This is a genomic window from Streptomyces sp. NPDC001270 (assembly GCF_042896695.1).
GTDB lineage: Bacteria > Actinomycetota > Actinomycetes > Streptomycetales > Streptomycetaceae > Streptomyces.
On sequence record NZ_JBIAXM010000031.1, the window covers coordinates 95,264 to 110,918 of the forward strand.

Annotated in this window: 13 protein-coding genes; 10 read left to right on the forward strand and 3 right to left on the reverse strand. The window is 71.5% G+C overall.

Features of this window, described 5'->3' with window-relative positions; genetic code table 11:
• Positions 1-45: 45 nt before the first annotated feature.
• Complete coding sequence (locus tag ACFY2B_RS36475; RefSeq protein ID WP_390767334.1) at positions 46-954, reverse strand: hypothetical protein; 909 nt, start codon at positions 952-954, stop codon at positions 46-48.
• 71 nt (positions 955-1,025) lie between these two features.
• Between ACFY2B_RS36475 and ACFY2B_RS36480 the strand changes: the two genes are divergently transcribed.
• The 4 genes from ACFY2B_RS36480 to ilvD all read left to right on the forward strand — a co-directional run bounded on the left by ACFY2B_RS36480 (position 1,026) and on the right by ilvD (position 6,248).
• The gene (locus tag ACFY2B_RS36480; protein ID WP_390767335.1) at positions 1,026-1,958 is read left to right on the forward strand and encodes a Ppx/GppA family phosphatase; all 933 of its coding nucleotides are present in this window, start codon (positions 1,026-1,028) and stop codon (positions 1,956-1,958) included.
• Between the two features lie 615 nt (positions 1,959-2,573).
• Complete coding sequence (locus ACFY2B_RS36485) at positions 2,574-3,407, forward strand: sugar phosphate isomerase/epimerase family protein (protein ID WP_389010211.1); 834 nt, start codon at positions 2,574-2,576, stop codon at positions 3,405-3,407.
• Positions 3,404-4,027 carry a TetR family transcriptional regulator gene (locus ACFY2B_RS36490; RefSeq protein ID WP_390767336.1) on the forward strand — a complete coding sequence of 208 codons (624 nt, stop codon included), beginning with the start codon at positions 3,404-3,406 and terminating at the stop codon, positions 4,025-4,027. The genes ACFY2B_RS36485 and ACFY2B_RS36490 overlap by 4 nt, the downstream gene beginning before the upstream one ends.
• 367 nt (positions 4,028-4,394) lie before the next feature.
• Entirely contained in the window at positions 4,395-6,248 is a 1,854-nt protein-coding gene (ilvD, locus tag ACFY2B_RS36495; RefSeq protein WP_390767337.1) for a dihydroxy-acid dehydratase, read from the forward strand.
• A gap of 359 nt (positions 6,249-6,607) precedes the next feature.
• On the opposite strand, the gene ACFY2B_RS36500 is transcribed toward ilvD, so the two are convergent.
• A complete protein-coding gene (locus ACFY2B_RS36500; RefSeq protein ID WP_390767338.1) occupies positions 6,608-9,031 on the reverse strand; it encodes a PQQ-binding-like beta-propeller repeat protein in 2,424 nt (807 codons plus the stop codon).
• Positions 9,032-9,320: 289 nt separating this feature from the next.
• Here ACFY2B_RS36500 and ACFY2B_RS36505 point away from each other — a divergent pair, with 289 nt between their 5' ends.
• The 6 genes from ACFY2B_RS36505 to proC all read left to right on the forward strand — a co-directional run bounded on the left by ACFY2B_RS36505 (position 9,321) and on the right by proC (position 13,869).
• A complete protein-coding gene (locus ACFY2B_RS36505; RefSeq protein ID WP_390767339.1) occupies positions 9,321-9,707 on the forward strand; it encodes an SH3 domain-containing protein in 387 nt (128 codons plus the stop codon).
• Between the two features lie 42 nt (positions 9,708-9,749).
• On the forward strand, positions 9,750-10,265 hold the full coding sequence (locus tag ACFY2B_RS36510) for an EamA/RhaT family transporter (protein ID WP_390767340.1): 516 nt from the start codon (positions 9,750-9,752) through the stop codon (positions 10,263-10,265).
• Positions 10,266-10,483: 218 nt separating this feature from the next.
• A complete protein-coding gene (locus ACFY2B_RS36515) occupies positions 10,484-11,275 on the forward strand; it encodes a class I SAM-dependent methyltransferase (RefSeq protein WP_390767341.1) in 792 nt (263 codons plus the stop codon).
• A 45-nt stretch (positions 11,276-11,320) separates the two neighbouring features.
• The gene (locus ACFY2B_RS36520; protein WP_390767342.1) at positions 11,321-12,142 is read left to right on the forward strand and encodes an ABC transporter ATP-binding protein; all 822 of its coding nucleotides are present in this window, start codon (positions 11,321-11,323) and stop codon (positions 12,140-12,142) included.
• Entirely contained in the window at positions 12,142-12,939 is a 798-nt protein-coding gene (locus ACFY2B_RS36525) for an ABC transporter permease (RefSeq protein WP_390767343.1), read from the forward strand. Before ACFY2B_RS36520 ends, ACFY2B_RS36525 begins: the two co-directional genes overlap by 1 nt.
• 117 nt (positions 12,940-13,056) lie before the next feature.
• Positions 13,057-13,869 (forward strand): pyrroline-5-carboxylate reductase, encoded by an 813-nt coding sequence (gene proC / locus ACFY2B_RS36530; protein WP_390767344.1) that lies wholly within the window; start codon positions 13,057-13,059, stop codon positions 13,867-13,869.
• Positions 13,870-13,951: 82 nt separating this feature from the next.
• Here the strand turns inward: proC and trpS are convergent, their stop codons facing one another.
• Positions 13,952-15,028: a tryptophan--tRNA ligase gene (gene trpS, locus ACFY2B_RS36535; protein WP_390767345.1), complete on the reverse strand. Its 1,077-nt coding sequence runs from the start codon at positions 15,026-15,028 to the stop codon at positions 13,952-13,954.
• Between the last annotated feature and the right edge of the window lie 627 nt (positions 15,029-15,655).

Below are 15,655 nucleotides of genomic sequence, written 5' to 3' on the forward strand. Positions count from 1 at the left end.
GTCCGCCGGGTGCGGCGCCTACCTCGGGTCCGCCGGGTGCGGCGCCTACCTCGGGTCCGCCGGATGCGCTGCCAGCAGGGGCAGGTGCGAGGCCAGCCGCTCCTCGCACAGCTCGACCAGCCGGTCGTACCCGGCCTTGCCCATCAGCTCGGTCAGCTCGGCCCGGTAGGAGACGTACACCGGGTCGCCCGCGCCGTGCGCCGAGGTCGCCGACGTGCACCACCAGTGCAGGTCGTGCCCGCCCGGCCCCCAGCCCCGGCGGTCGTACTCACCGATGGACACCTGGAGCACCCGCGTGTCGTCCGGCCGGTCGATCCAGTCGAACGTCCGCCGGATCGGCAGCTGCCAGCACACGTCCGGCTTGGTCTCCAGCGGCTCGCGGCCCTCCCGCAGGGCGAGGATGTGCAGCGAGCAGCCCGCGCCACCCGCGAAACCGGGCCGGTTCTGGAAGATGCACGACCCCTGGTACGGGCGCGTCTGCCGGGAGCCCTCCTCGTCCTCCGAGACCCAGCCGTGCTCCATGCCCTCGTCGTGGTGCTGCCAGATCTCCGGCGTGAGCCGCGCCACATGCTCGGCGACCCGTTTCTCGTCGTCCTCGTCGGAGAAGTGCGCGCCCAGCGAGCAGCACCCGTCGTCCGCGCGGCCCGCCTGGATCCCCTGGCAGCCGCTGCCGAAGATGCAGTTCCACCGAGAGGTCAGCCAGGTCAGATCGCACCGGAAGACCTGCTCGCCGTCCGCCGGGTCGGGGAACTCCACCCACGCCCGCGCGAAGTCGAGCCCCTTCTCGTCGGCTGCCGCGCCCGGCGCCGCCTGCTCGGCCTTCTTCGCCTTCTTCGCCTTCGTCACCTTCTGCGGGTTCTGCGAGTTCTGCGGATTCTTCGGTGGCTTCGGCTGCGAAGAACCGTTGGACGATTTGGGGGCCTTGTGGTCCTTCGCCTTTTTCGTCTTTGGCACCTGTCCAGGGTATGCCGCCCCAGCCGACTCCGGGGACGGCCGGCATCCCAGGTGGCAGTAGCGTTCCGTTCATGAGACTCGGTGTCCTGGACGTTGGATCGAACACGGTGCATCTGCTGGTGGTGGACGCGCACCCGGGTGCGCGCCCGCTGCCCGCGCATTCGCACAAGGCGGAGCTGCGGCTCGCCGAACTCCTGGACACGGACGGGGCGATCGGGTCCGACGGCGTCGACCGGCTGGTCGGGGTCGTCCGCGACGCCCTCCAGGCCGCCGAGGACAAGGGCGTCGAGGACCTGCTGACCTTCGCCACCTCCGCCGTACGGGAGGCCAGCAACGCCGATGACGTCCTCGCGCGCGTGCAGGACGGAACCGGCGTCGAACTGAAGGTGCTCACCGGCGCCGAGGAGGCCCGGCTCACCTTTCTCGCCGCCCGCCGCTGGTTCGGCTGGTCGGCTGGGAAACTGCTGGTCCTGGACATCGGCGGCGGCTCCCTTGAGATCGCCTACGGCATCGACGAGGAACCCGACGCGGCCGTCTCGCTGCCACTCGGCGCCGGCCGGCTGACCGCGGGCTGGCTGCCCAGCGACCCGCCGGGGCCCGAGGATATGCGGGCACTGCGGCGGCACGTACGGGCCGAGATCGCCCGCACGGTGGGGGAGTTCAGCCGCTTCGGCGCCCCCGACCACGTGGTCGCCACCTCCAAGACCTTCAAACAACTGGCCCGCATCGCGGGCGCCGCACGCTCCGCCGAGGGCCTGTACGTCCAGCGCGAGCTGAAGCGGGAGTCACTGGAGGCATGGGTGCCCCGTCTGGCCGGCATGACCGCCGAGCAGCGCGCCGAACTCCCCGGGGTCTCCGAGGGCCGGTCCGGCCAGCTCCTCGCCGGCGCCCTGGTCGCCGAGGGCGCGATGGACCTGTTCGGCGTGGAGAACCTGGAGATCTGCCCCTGGGCCCTGCGGGAGGGCGTGATCCTGCGCCGCCTGGACCACATGGGCGCGTCCTGAACGTCCTGGTCGATGCGGCAGGCCGTATCCACTCCCTGGAACGGCCGCCCTCCGCCTCAGCCATCGCTTGCGCCACCCCGCCGCATCCGGCGCGCTCGATGCCTCACCTCGGGCCCGCGCCGGGCGTCTCGCTCCGGTCCGCCCGCGCCGCGGGTCTCCTCCGGTTCGTCCGCGCCGGGCGTCTCGCTCCGGTCCGCCCGCGTCGCAGGTCTTCTCCGGTCCGCCCGCGCGGAATGCGCCTCACGGCGGTCCGCCCGCGCGGAATGTCTCACCCCCGGCCCGTCTGCGTGGGATGTCTCACCCGTACCCGCCCGCGTCGCAGTTTTTCTCCGGCCCGCCCGCGCGGAACGCGCCTCACGGCGGTCCGCCCGCGCGGAATGCCTCACCCCCGGCCCGTCTGCGCGGAATGCCGCACCCGTACCCGCCCGCGTCGCACGTCTCGCCCCGTACCCGCGTACCCGCCCACCGCGTGGAACCGCGGTCCCGGACGCAGCCGGACCGCCCACCGCGCCGACTCCCGTCGCGCCGACTCCCACCCGCCCGGGTGCCGGACGCCCCGAGCGGCGAACGGGGCGTCCGGCACCCGCACCAACGCCACCCCGTACCCTGTCCTTCGTGGCTGAAGCAAGGGACGTCCCCGTCCGTATCCCGGATGCGAAGGTCGCCCTGTCGACGGCCTCGGTCTACCCGGAGTCGACGGCGACCGCCTTCGAGATCGCCGCGCGCCTCGGATACGACGGCGTCGAGGTCATGGTCTGGACGGACCCGGTCAGCCAGGACATCGAGGCGCTGCGCAGGCTGGCCGACTACCACCGCATCCCGGTCCTGGCCGTGCACGCCCCCTGTCTGCTGATCACCCAGCGCGTGTGGTCCACCGACCCCTGGACCAAACTCCAGCGCGCCCGCTCGGCCGCCGAGCGGCTCGGGGCCGGCACGGTCGTCGTCCACCCGCCGTTCCGCTGGCAGCGCCAGTACGCCCGTGACTTCGTCACCGGGGTGTGGCGGATGGCGAACGAGACCGACGTACGGTTCGCGGTCGAGAACATGTACCCCTGGCGCTACCGCGACCGCGAGATGCTCGCGTACGCCCCCGACTGGGACGTCACCAGGGAGGACTACCGCCACTTCACGATCGACCTCAGCCACACGGCCACCGCCCGCACGGACGCCCTCCAGATGATCGACCGGATGGGCCCGCGCCTCGGCCACGTCCACCTCGCCGACGGCAGGGGGTCGGGCAAGGACGAGCACCTGGTCCCCGGACGCGGCAGCCAGCCCTGCGCCGAACTGCTGGAACGGCTCGCGCTCGGCGGTTTCGACGGACACGTCGTCATCGAGGTCAACACCCGGCGGGCCATGTCCAGCGCCGAGCGCGAGGCCGACCTGGCGGAGGCGCTGGCCTTCACCCGGCTCCACCTGGCCTCCGCGGTGAAGGTGCCGCGGCGATGAGCGGCGCCACCCCGGACCGGGACCCGACGACCGCCCGCCGCCGCGGCCGGCCCCCGCGCACCGAGGCGGGCGACACCCGCGAGCGCATCCTGGCCGCGGCCCGTGAGGAGTTCTCCGAGCGCGGCTACGAGAAGACCTCCGTACGCGGCATCGCGAAGGCGGCGGGTGTGGACTCCGCGCTCGTCCACCACTACTTCGGCACCAAGGAGCAGGTCTTCGAGGCGGTCGCGCTCACCCTGGCACCCGCGCTGAACGCGACGCCCGGAGTGGCGGACGGCCCGCTGGAGGAGGCCGGCGAGCGGATGACCCGCTTCCTCTTCGGCCTCTGGGAGAACCCCGTCTACCGCGCGCCCCTGCTGGCCGTAGTCCGCTCGGCCGTCAACAACGAGACCGCCGCGGCCGTCTTCCGCCGGATGATCGTCACCCAGGTGCTGAGCCGCGTCGCCGGGCGGCTGGACGCGCCGGACGCGGAGCTGCGCGCCGAACTGGCGGCGGCACAGCTGGTGGGGTGCGCGATGCTGCGGTACGTGATCAAGATGGAGCCGCTGGCGTCGGCGGACGTGGAACAGGTCATCGCGCGGCTGGCGCCGGTGGTGCAGGGGCATCTCACCGGCGCGTGAGACATGCCCGTACGACATGCCCGTACGACGCGCCCGTACGACGCGCCCGTACGACCCGCCCGTACGACCCGCCCGTACGACCCGCCCGTACGACCCGCCTGTGCGACTTGCCCGTACGACCCGACTGGCCTGTGCGACCTGCCCGTACGACGTGTCGCGCGCCGGTGGCACAGCCTGCCCCGGCGCCCGGCGCCATGGGCCCGCGCACGCCCTCTCCGCACCCCGGCTCGCCGAGACAGGCATCCCGCATTTCGGACACGCCGTCCCGATCCCTGGATGACCGGCGTACGCTCGGCATGAGTCAGAACTCTCCGGAGTCAGAACCCTCCGGCAGAAGGTCTCCGAAGGTTCGAAGGAGCGAGCGACGATGCCCGAGCTGAGGTCCCGCACAGTCACCCACGGCCGCAACATGGCGGGCGCCCGCGCCCTTATGCGCGCCTCCGGTGTACCAGGTGCGGACATCGGCCGGAAGCCGATCATCGCCGTCGCCAACAGCTTCACCGAGTTCGTGCCCGGCCACACCCACCTCCAGCCGGTCGGCCGGATCGTCAGCGAGGCGATCCGGGAGGCGGGGGGCATCCCGCGCGAGTTCAACACCATCGCCGTCGACGACGGCATCGCGATGGGCCACGGCGGCATGCTGTACTCCCTGCCCTCCCGCGACCTGATCGCGGACAGCGTGGAGTACATGGTCGAGGCGCACTGCGCCGACGCCCTGGTCTGCATCTCCAACTGCGACAAGATCACCCCGGGCATGCTGATGGCCGCGCTGCGCCTGAACATCCCCACGGTCTTCGTCTCCGGCGGCCCGATGGAGGCCGGCCGGGCCACCCTGGTCGACGGCACGGTCCGCACGCTGGACCTGATCGACGCGATGTCCGAGGCCGCCAACGACAAGGTCTCCGACGAGGACATCCTCCGCATCGAGGAGAACGCCTGCCCGACCTGCGGGTCCTGCTCCGGCATGTTCACCGCGAACTCGATGAACTGCCTCACCGAGGCGATCGGCCTGGCCCTGCCCGGCAACGGCTCGGTCCTGGCCACCCACACCGCCCGCCGCGCGCTGTACGAGGACGCGGCCCGCACGGTCATGGACGTCACCCGCCGCTACTACGAGCAGGACGACGACACGGTCCTGCCGCGCAACGTCGCGACCTTCGCCGCCTTCGAGAACGCCATGGCCCTGGACATCGCGATGGGCGGCTCCACCAACACAATCCTGCACCTGCTGGCTGCGGCCCAGGAGGCGGGCGTCGCGTTCGGCCTGGAGCAGATCGACGCCGTCTCCCGCCGGGTGCCGTGCCTGGCGAAGGTGGCGCCCAACATCGCCAAGGACCGCACGTACTACATGGAGGACGTGCACCGGGCCGGCGGCATCCCCGCCCTCCTGGGCGAACTGCACCGCGCGGGCCTGCTCAACGAGGACGTGCACGCGGTCCACAGCCCGTCCCTGGCGGACTGGCTGAAGACCTGGGACGTGCGCGGCGGCTCCCCGTCGCCCGAGGCCGTCGAGCTGTGGCACGCGGCCCCCGGCTGCGTCCGCTCGGCGGAGGCGTTCTCCCAGTCGGAGCGCTGGGAGGCGCTGGACGAGGACGCCGAGGGCGGCTGCATCCGCTCCGTCGAGCACGCCTACTCAACGGACGGCGGCCTGGCCGTCCTGCGCGGCAACCTGGCCGTCGACGGCTGCGTGGTGAAGACGGCCGGCGTCGACGAGTCCATCTGGACCTTCGAGGGTCCCGCGGTGGTCTGCGAATCGCAGGAGGAGGCCGTCGAGAAGATCCTGGCCAAGCAGATCACCCACGGCGACGTGGTCGTCATCCGCTACGAGGGCCCCAAGGGCGGCCCCGGCATGCAGGAGATGCTCTACCCGACGTCGTTCCTCAAGGGCCGCGGCCTGGGCAAGACCTGCGCGCTGGTCACCGACGGCCGTTTCTCCGGCGGCACCTCCGGCCTGTCCATCGGCCACGCGTCCCCCGAGGCGGCGTCCGGCGGCACCATCGCCCTGGTCGAGGACGGCGACCGCGTCCGCATCGATATCCCGAACCGCACCATCGAGCTGCTGGTCGACGAGGCCGAGCTGACCCGCCGCGAGCAGGCGCTGAACGGCGTCTACGCCCCGAAGAACCGCGACCGTAAGGTCTCGGCGGCGCTGCGGGCCTACGCGGCGATGGCGACCAGCGCGGACAAGGGCGCCGTCCGGGACGTCAGCAGGCTGGGCTGACCTTCCCGGCACAGCCGGGCACGGGGCCGCCCCTCCGACGGGGGCGGCCCCGCCGTCTGTCGGCACACCTTCGGAGCCGTCCACAGGGGACTGGAGCCGTCCGCAGGTCACCGAGGCGTCCGCGGTCACCGAGGCGTCCGCGGTCACCGGGCCGTCCGCGGGCCGTCGGACCGTCCGCAGGTCACCGGGCCGTCCGCAGGTCACCGGGCCGTCCGCAGGTGGTCGGACCCGCTCGGGGGGTGCACCGGACCCGCCCGGTGGCCACCTGGGCCGGGGAACAATCCGGTTTCGGTCATCGCTCGGTGCTCGGGAGGCGATCGGCTCCGGGAGTCGGTCCTCGGGAGGCGTGCGGCTCGGCGTCACCAGGCCGCGGGGTCGCGGGCGTCCAGGGCGAAGACGGTGCCGTCAGGCGCACCGGCGTAGAGGTGGCCGTCGATGAGCAGGGGGGCCGGGAGCACGGCCGTGACCTCGTCCGAGTTCGTGCCGAGCCGTGGCGGGGTCTGCCCCACCAAGCGCCCGTCGCGGGCGTCGACCGCGAGCAGCCGCCCGTCGGCCGCGCTGAAGTAGACGTGCCGGTCGTCGGCGACCGGTTCCGAGCCGCGGCTCACGGACGTTTCGAGATGCCACGACCGCTTGCCGGCGTCCACGTCGACGGCCTCCAGCGCACCGCCCGCGGACAACAGGTACACGACATCGCCGCGGACGGTGGCCTGCGGAGTCAGCCGCGGCACCGGCAGCGGCACCCGGCGTGTGGTCCCCGAGCCCGGTGTGTAGCGCACCACCTCGTCCGTCTCGCCGGTGACACCGTCGACCGACAGCAGGAACAGCGAGCCGCCCTGGCTGCCGACGGGCTTCAGATTCCCGGCCAGCCGTGCCTGCCAGCGCTCGTCGCCGGTCACGGGATCCACGGCCGTCACCCGCGTGTGCGTCCCGTCGGCCGAGGTGGTCGCGTACGCCGACGAATCGCCGGAGAACCAGGCCAAGGAGGGCGTCTCGGCCCCGGAGGCCACCCGCCGCGTCCACTTCGTGGCACCCGTCAGGCCGTCCACGCCGGTGACCGATCCGTCGGCGCCGGTGACCAGGAGCATGCCGCCCGCGAAGCGCGGCGCACCGTACCCGGGCACCTCCCGTTTCCAGCGCGTCGTCCCGGAGGCGGGGTCGACCGCCTCCACCTGCCGCCCCTCGTCGGACGGCAGGTGCAGAAGCCCGCCCGACAGGCCGGGCGCCACACTCGTCCGCTCCCCGGCGACGGTGTGCCGCCACAGCAGCGACCCGTCCGCCGGGTCGAGGGCGTAGGCCAGGCCGGAACGCAAGCACAGCACCTTGTCGCCGCCGTAGGTGCAGCGGGGCATGCCGGAGCCCTTGCCGGCCGGCTCGGCGCGCCACGCGTCGAATCCGGATGCGTCCCCGGACGCGTCCCCGGTCACGACAGGGGTCGGCTTGCCACCGTCGTCGAACCACAGCACCGAGGCGGCCACACCGCACAGGGCCAGGGCGAGCGCCCCGCCCACGAGCACCGCACGCCTGGCGAGCCACCGCCTCCGCGGCGCCCGCGAGGCCACGGCCCCCTCCGCCGTACCGACCCCGGGATCCCCGGACGCACCCGGGTCCGCGACCCGCTGATCAGCACCAACAGCGCCACCAGCCCCATCCGCGAGATCCGCGAGATCCGTGCGATCCGTACGATCAGCGCGGCCCGTGGGATCCGGGCGACCGGCGTGAGCAGCCCGCTCCGCGCCGTCGGCGTGACCCAGCCGTCCCGCGCGCCCCCCGTGAGTCGGATGACCACTGGGCCCCGCATGATCCGCACCGCCCGGCTCCCGGACCTCACCCCATGCCTGGTGCCCTTGCTGTGCCTGTTCTCCCTGCAGATCTCGTTGTGCCTGTTGCTCCTGATGCCCTTGTTGTGTCTGTTGCGTCCGCTGCGTCGGTATGAACGGCCGCGTGTCGTACGAGGCCGAGACCGACCGCAGTTCCCGCATCAACTCGTCGGGCGTCGGCCGGTCCTCCGGCTCCTTGGCGAGACAGCGCAGGACCAGTGGGGCGAGATTCTCCGGCAGACCGGTCAGATCCGGTTCGTCGTGGACGACCTGGTAAGCCACGACATACGGGCTGTCCGAGTCGAACGGACCGCGCCCGGTCGCCGCGTGCACCAGTACCGACCCCAGCGTGAAGATGTCCGCGGCGGGGCCGACCTCGCGGGGCCGCCGGAACTGCTCCGGCGCCATGAACGGAGGCGTACCGATCAACTTGCCGGTCTCGGTGCGCAGTTCGCTGTCTTTCGGCCGCGAGATCCCGAAGTCGATGACCTTCGGACCGTCCTCGGCGAGCAGGACGTTGCTGGGTTTCAGATCGCGGTGCACGACCCCGACCCGATGGATGTCACGCAGCGCCTCGGCCAGCCCGGCCATCAGCCGACGCAACTGCGCAGGCTCCATCGGGCCATTCCGCTTCACATGATCGGCAAGCGTGGGACCGGGAATGAACAGGGTCGCCATCCACGGCCGTTCGGCCTCCGGATCGGCGTCGACCACGGGCGCGGTAAAAGCACCGCTCACCCTCCGGGCGGCCGCCACCTCCTGCCGGAAACGTCCCCTGAACTCACGGTCCTTGGCGAACTCGGCATGTACGACCTTCACGGCGAGCCGCAGCCCCGAGGTGCTGCGGGCCAAGTGCACCACACCCATGCCGCCCGCCCCGAGGTGTGCCTCCAGACGGTAATGACCGGCGTACTCCGGAAGTTCCGCTTCCGCGCCCGCTCCGATGTTCCTCTGTGGCGCCATGGGACCACCCCCGTGCTGTTCGTCCGCGCGCGCGACGCTCGGAGCCTAGTCGATGACTCGTACGGGACAGCGGCGGCACTAGCCTCCGCGTGCGAGCCGCGCACGAGTGTTTCGTGGCTCGAATCAGGGGAATCAACGGGGCCCCATGGTGGTCATGGGGTGTGACGGGGGGAGGTTTCTCATGTCTGTCGACGGTGTGGAAGCGACGGAAGTGGCTGCAAAGACGCACGGGACGCACGGGACGCACGGGACGCACGGGACGCAGGGGACGCAGGGGACGCACGGGACGATGGAAGACAACGACACGACACCTGCTGAAGCGGCGGAAACCGCTGGAGCAGCGGAAACTGCTGAAACCGCGGAAGCGACCGCGAACGCCGTCCGGGCCGAGGCCGGGACCGAGTCCGTCGAGGCGCAGGCGACCGTACGCACCTACCCGGTGGCCCCGGGCGTCCGGCTGAACGTCCGCAGCGGCCCCGGCACCAACTACGGCATCATCCGGGTCCTCCCGGCCGGCATGCACGTCCCGATCTTCTGCCAGGCGCCGGGCACCACGGTCAGCGGCCCGTACGGCACCTCGAACATCTGGGACAACATCGACAACGGCGAGTACATCTCCGACGCCTACGTCTACACGGGTAGCGACGGCTACGTCGCCTCACGCTGCGCCATCTGACCCGCCCCGGAGCCCGCGACCGTTCGGCGCCATAATCGTCCCGTGAGCGACGAACCCGGCACCCCGGACACCACCGCGGGCTCCACCGGCGGCCCGACCGGCCCCCGCCCCGAGCCCCTGCGCTTCTTCGGCACGTCCTGGGTGAACCACGACGACGGCTACGCGGCCCGCCGCGCAGGCGTCGCCGCGGGCTCTCTCGCGGCGGCGGCCGTCGCCTGCCTGATCCTCCGCTTCGCCTACCAGGGCCTGCAGATCGCCGACACCGGGTCCTTCGTGACCGTACTGGTCGTGGCGATGTTCGCGATCTGTAGCGCGCTGGCCTTCCGCAACACCTGGGACCGCTTCGGCAAGCGCCCCGACCCCGACCGCCAGGCGTCCCTCCGCGGCCTCCTGGCCATCGGCTTCGTCGGCTCCCTCCTCGCCTATTTCTTCCGCTCCCTGATCGAGGCCCCCGGCGAGAGACTGCACCGCACGGAATACGAGGCGGCCCGCGACCGGCACGAACGCCGCGCCACCCGCCGCACCGGCAACCCCTCGAAGAAGAAACGCCCCCGCTGAGCACGGCCACGCCCCCCGCCACACCACACCACCGCGCGACCACCTGCCCCACCCCGCGCAACTGTGCACCGCACCGCGCAACTGTGCACCGCACCGCGCACGACCGCCCGCCGTACCTCCGCGTGCCACCCCCCACGACCGCCCGCCACACCCTCACGACAGCCCGGCATCCTCCTCCCCGCTGTCGCTTTCCGCTCAGCCCGCAGGACCATGGCCGTATGACCACTACACCACCGTCGACCCCACCCCCCTCCCACACCGCGCGGGCCCACTCCTTCAACGCCGCCGCCGCGCAGTACGGAGCGAACCGGCCCTCCTATCCGGCCGCCCTCTTCGACACCATCGAGGAACTGGCCGCCCGTCCGCTGACCGGCGCCCGGGTCGTGGACGTCGGCGCGGGCACCGGAATCGCGACCGCGCTGCTGCGCGGCCGAGGCGCCGACGTGGTGGCCGTCGAGCCCGGCGCCGGCATGGCCGCCGAGTTCCGGCGCGGCCTCCCCGGTGTCCCGGTGGTCCGGGGCAACGGGAACGCTCTGCCCCTCGCCGCCGCCGGTGTCGACCTGATCACCTACGCCCAGTCCTGGCACTGGACCGATCCCGCCCGGTCGGTGCCGGAGGCGCTGCGGGTGCTGCGCCCCGGCGGCGCCCTCGCGCTGTGGTGGAACACCAACGCCCTCGACATCCCCTGGATCGACGCCCAGGCGGACCGCATCGAACGCCACTTCGGCCAGGACAGGGTGGTCGCGAAGAACGGCAGCGGCGTCCGCACCGCCCTCGCCGACCCCAGCGGCCGACTCGACTTCACCCACCGCACGGTCCGCTGGAGCCGTCGCGTCCCGCTCGACACCCACCTGGCCAACATCAGCAGTCACTCGATCTTCCTGACCCACGGCGAGGAGAACGCCACCGCATTCCTCACCCAGGAGCGCACCCACCTCCTGGCCGCCTTCCCCGACGGCACCGTGGAGGAGGTCTACGACGTGGAGCTGCTGGTCGCCCGCAACGTCTGAGGGCCCTTGACGCCCGTTGGCGCCGAGAGCATTATTCATCACGTGATGAATAATGCTTCCGGCCCTCCGGGCGTGCCCGTGACGCCCGCCGTGCACGCCGCGGCCCTGACCGTGGAACGCGGCCCCCGCACCGTCCTGCGCGGCCTGGACTTCACGATCCCCCGCGGCCAGATCACCGGTCTGCTCGGCCCGTCGGGATGCGGCAAATCGACGCTGATGCGCGCGATCGTCGGCACCCAGGCCAAGGTCACCGGCACCCTCGACGTCCTCGGCCGCCCCGCGGGCCACCCCGCCCTGCGCACCCGTATCGGCTACGTCACCCAGCACCCCTCCGTCTACGACGACCTGACCATCCGTCAGAACCTCGACTACTTCGCCGCGATCCTCACCCCCGGCCGGGCCGCCGCCACACGCCGCCACGACGACGTCACCCGCGCCATCGCCGACGTCGACCTCACCAGCCACGCGGACGCCCTCGCCGGAAACCTCTCCGGCGGCCAGCGCAGCCGCGTCTCCCTCGCCGCGGCCCTGCTCGGCACCCCCGAACTCCTGGTCCTGGACGAACCCACCGTCGGCCTCGACCCCGTCCTGCGCCGCGACCTGTGGACCCTCTTCCACGACATCGCCGACACCCGCGGCGCCACCCTGCTCGTCTCCTCCCACGTCATGGACGAGGCGGAGCGCTGCGACCGTCTGCTGCTCATGCGCGACGGCGAGATCCTCGCTGGGGGCACCTCCCGGCCGGAGGCCGGGGGAGACACCCCCGACGCCCTCCGGACCCGCACCGGCGCGGCCACCGTCGAGGCGGCCTTCCTGCACCTCGTGGACGAAGCGGCCGCAGCCGACCGGACCAAGGAGACGTCCTGATGAGTACGACAACGACGACCATGGCCACGGCCACCAAGCCCGCCACCCCCACCAGCCCCCTGAACCTCTCCCGCACCACCGCCACCGCGACCCGGGTCCTGCGCCAACTGCGCCACGACCCGCGCACCATCGCCCTGATGCTCCTGGTCCCGTGCGTGATGCTGGTCCTGCTCCGCCACGTCTTCGACGGCAGCCCACGCACCTTCGACAGCATCGGCGCCTCCCTTCTGGGCATCTTCCCGCTGATCACGATGTTTCTGGTCACGTCGATCGCCACCTTGCGCGAACGCACCTCCGGCACCCTCGAACGACTCCTCGCCCTGCCCCTCGGCAAAGCCGACCTCGTCGCGGGCTACGCCCTCGCCTTCGGTGCGCTCGCGATCATCCAGACCGCCCTGGCCACCGGGCTCGCCGTGTGGTTCCTCGGCCTGGACGTCGTCGGCTCGCCCTGGCTGCTCCTGCTGGTCGCCCTGCTCGACGCCTTGCTCGGCACCGCCCTCGGCCTGTTCGTCTCGGCCTTCGCGGCCTCGGAGTTCCAGGCGGTCCAGTTCATGCCCGCGGTGATCTTTCCCCAGCTCCTCCTCTGCGGTCTCTTCACTCCCCGCCCCGCCATGCATCCCGTCCTGGAAGGCATCTCCGACGTCCTGCCGATGTCCTACGCGGTCGACGGCATGAACGAGGTCCTCCACCACACCGACACGACGGGGACCTTCATCAGGGACGTCGTCATCGTGGCGGGCTGCGCGGTGCTGGTCCTGGGCCTCGGTGCGGCCACCCTGCGGCGCCGTACGGCGTGACCCGGCTCGTGACCCGACTGCCGAAGGCACGTCCGCCCAGCGGACAACACCCCCCACACCGGACCCCCGGTGCGAGGATGTACCCCGGAAGACGCACCCCCGGAGGGCACCCGCACCATGACCCACAAAGTCGCCGTCCTCGGCACCGGCAAGATCGGCGAAGCCCTGCTCAGCGGAATGATCCGAGCCGGTTGGACGCCCGCCGACCTGCTCGTCACCGCCCGCCGCCCCGAACGGGCCGAGGAACTCCGCGCGCGCCACGGAGTCACCCCGGTCACCAACCCCGAGGCCGCAAAGACCGCCGACACCCTCATCCTCACGGTCAAGCCGCAGGACATGGGCACCCTCCTGGACGAACTCGTCCCGCACCTCCCCGCCGATCGCCTGATCATCAGCGGCGCGGCCGGTATCCCCACCTCCTATTTCGAGGAACGCCTGGTCCCAGGCATCCCGGTCGTCCGCGTCATGACCAACACCCCCGCCCTCGTTGACGAGGCCATGTCCGTGATCTCCGGCGGCACCCACGCCACCGCCGCACACCTCGCCCACGCCGAGGAGATCTTCGGAGCCGTCGGCAAGACCCTCCGAGTCCCCGAGTCCCAGCAGGACGCCTGCACCGCCCTCTCCGGCTCCGGCCCGGCGTACTTCTTCTACCTGGTCGAAGCCATGACGGACGCAGGCATCCTGCTCGGCCTGCCCCGCGACAAGGCCCACGAACTCATCGTCCAGTCCGCCATCGGCGCCGCAGTGATGCTCCGGGACAGCGGAGAGCACCCCGTCAAACTCCGTGAGAACGTCACCTCGCCGGCCGGCACCACGATCAACGCCATCCGCGAGCTGGAGAACCACGGCGTACGAGCCGCCCTCATCGCCGCCCTCGAAGCCGCCCGCGACCGCAGCCGCGAACTGGCCTCCGGCAAGAAGGACTGACCCCGGACGAGCCGAAGCCGCTGCCGGGAACCGCTACCGGGTCCCGGTGAGCCGCCTCGCCCGGGGCGGCAACCCACCGCGCCTACGGAGCCGCGTTCAGCACCGGCGGCTCCGACACCGGTCCCGGCACTGACCCCGACACCGCCTTCGACGCCGGTTTGGCCCCGGGTTCCAGCAGCCCGACAGCCCGGTAAGCCGCATCGACCGTCGGCCGCGCCATCACCCGCGCCTTCTCCGCACCATCCCGCAACACCCCCTCCACATACGCGGGATCCGCGCACAACTCCTTGTGCCTGGCCTGTACGGGCCTCAGCACCTCGACCACGGCCTCCGCGGTGTCCTTCTTCAAGGCGCCGTACGACTCATATACACCGCCCAAGACCTCCGGGTTCCCACCCGTGCACGCCGCCAGGATCTCCAGCAGATTCGCCACCCCCGGCCGCGCCTCCCGGTCGTACACGACGTCCCGCCCGCTGTCGGTCACGGCCCGCATCACCTTCTTGCGCACCACGTCCGGCTCGTCGAGCAGATAGACGATGCCCGGACCGGAATCGTCCGACTTACCCATCTTCGACGCCGGCTCCTGAAGGTTCATCACCCGCGCAGCCACCTCCGGACGCGTCGCCTTCGGCACCACGAACGTGTGCCCGTACCGCTGGTTGAACCGCACCGCGAGATCCCGCGTCAGCTCCACGTGCTGCGTCTGGTCGTCCCCGACGGGCACCTCGTCGGCCCCGTAGGCCAGGATGTCCGCCGCCATCAGCGCCGGATACGTCAGCAGCGACAACCGCACGCTGCCGCCCCGCTGCCGCTCCCGCGCGGACTTCTCCTTGTACTGGATCATCCGCCGCATCTCACCGTCGGTCGCCACGCACTCCAGCACGTACGACAACCGCGTGTGCTCGTCGACGTGACTCTGTACGAACACGGTGCACAACTGCGGATCCAGTCCGGACGCCAGCAACAGTGTCGCCGCCTGCCGACTGAGCCGGCGCACCCGCGCCGGGTCGTGTTCCACGGTCAGCGCGTGCAGATCGACGATGCAGAACAAGGCGTCCGACTGGTGCTGGTCCACGTCGGCCCACCGCCGCATGGCCCCCAGGTAGTTCCCCAGCGTCAGGTGCCCGGTCGGCTTGATCCCGCTGAAAACCCGTGTCATTCCCTCTCCACCTCCTGGTAGGGACCGCCGCTCCGGGCGGCCGGCCCTCGGAGGATCCGGAGGGAGATACGAGTACGGCCGCCGAGGCGGCGGCCGTTGGATGCATACGTGACTCCGGCCGCCGTCAGGCGGCCCACCACTGTTGGTTACACGTACGCGTCATCACGACCCCCACGATACGCCCCCGACAGCCCCGGGCCGTGAGTTGACACACCCCCAACGGCTACGTACTGTTCTCCGAGTTGTCCGACGTGAGCGCCGACCTCGGTCGGTCCCCGGACAGCCATTCCGCAGGTACCAGCCAGCAATCGGCGATACGTCGCCGTGGGCTGTGGTGTGTATTTGTGAAATGAGGAATCCACGTTCGAAAGAACGCAGGACCCCGATTAGCTCGGGGGCCGGGAATCCGCTAAAGTCTCACTCGTCGGAACGGCCCGCAAGCCAGGAAGACAAACCCCGCCGACTGGGAATCAGACGCCGAAAGGATCTGATAAAGTCGGAACCGCCGGAAAGGGAAACGCGAGAGCGAGATCCTGGAAAGCACCGAGGAAATCGGACCGAGAAAAGGTCTGATAGAGTCGGAAACACCGAAGGGAAGCGCCCGGAGGAAAGCCCGAGAGGGTGAGT

What these genes read in the sequence shown, in the direction of transcription:
- ACFY2B_RS36520 (WP_390767342.1), top strand. Translation starts at nt 11,321, where the DNA reads ATGAATAATGCTTCCGGCCCTCCGGGCGTGCCCGTGACGCCCGCCGTG.
- ilvD (WP_390767337.1), top strand. Translation starts at nt 4,395, where the DNA reads ATGCCCGAGCTGAGGTCCCGCACAGTCACCCACGGCCGCAACATGGCG.
- ACFY2B_RS36490 (WP_390767336.1), top strand. Translation starts at nt 3,404, where the DNA reads ATGAGCGGCGCCACCCCGGACCGGGACCCGACGACCGCCCGCCGCCGC.
- proC (WP_390767344.1), top strand. Translation starts at nt 13,057, where the DNA reads ATGACCCACAAAGTCGCCGTCCTCGGCACCGGCAAGATCGGCGAAGCC.
- ACFY2B_RS36505 (WP_390767339.1), top strand. Translation starts at nt 9,321, where the DNA reads ATGGAAGACAACGACACGACACCTGCTGAAGCGGCGGAAACCGCTGGA.
- trpS (WP_390767345.1), bottom strand. Translation starts at nt 15,028, where the DNA reads ATGACACGGGTTTTCAGCGGGATCAAGCCGACCGGGCACCTGACGCTG.
- ACFY2B_RS36525 (WP_390767343.1), top strand. Translation starts at nt 12,142, where the DNA reads ATGAGTACGACAACGACGACCATGGCCACGGCCACCAAGCCCGCCACC.
- ACFY2B_RS36500 (WP_390767338.1), bottom strand. Translation starts at nt 9,031, where the DNA reads ATGGCGCCACAGAGGAACATCGGAGCGGGCGCGGAAGCGGAACTTCCG.
- ACFY2B_RS36515 (WP_390767341.1), top strand. Translation starts at nt 10,484, where the DNA reads ATGACCACTACACCACCGTCGACCCCACCCCCCTCCCACACCGCGCGG.
- ACFY2B_RS36480 (WP_390767335.1), top strand. Translation starts at nt 1,026, where the DNA reads ATGAGACTCGGTGTCCTGGACGTTGGATCGAACACGGTGCATCTGCTG.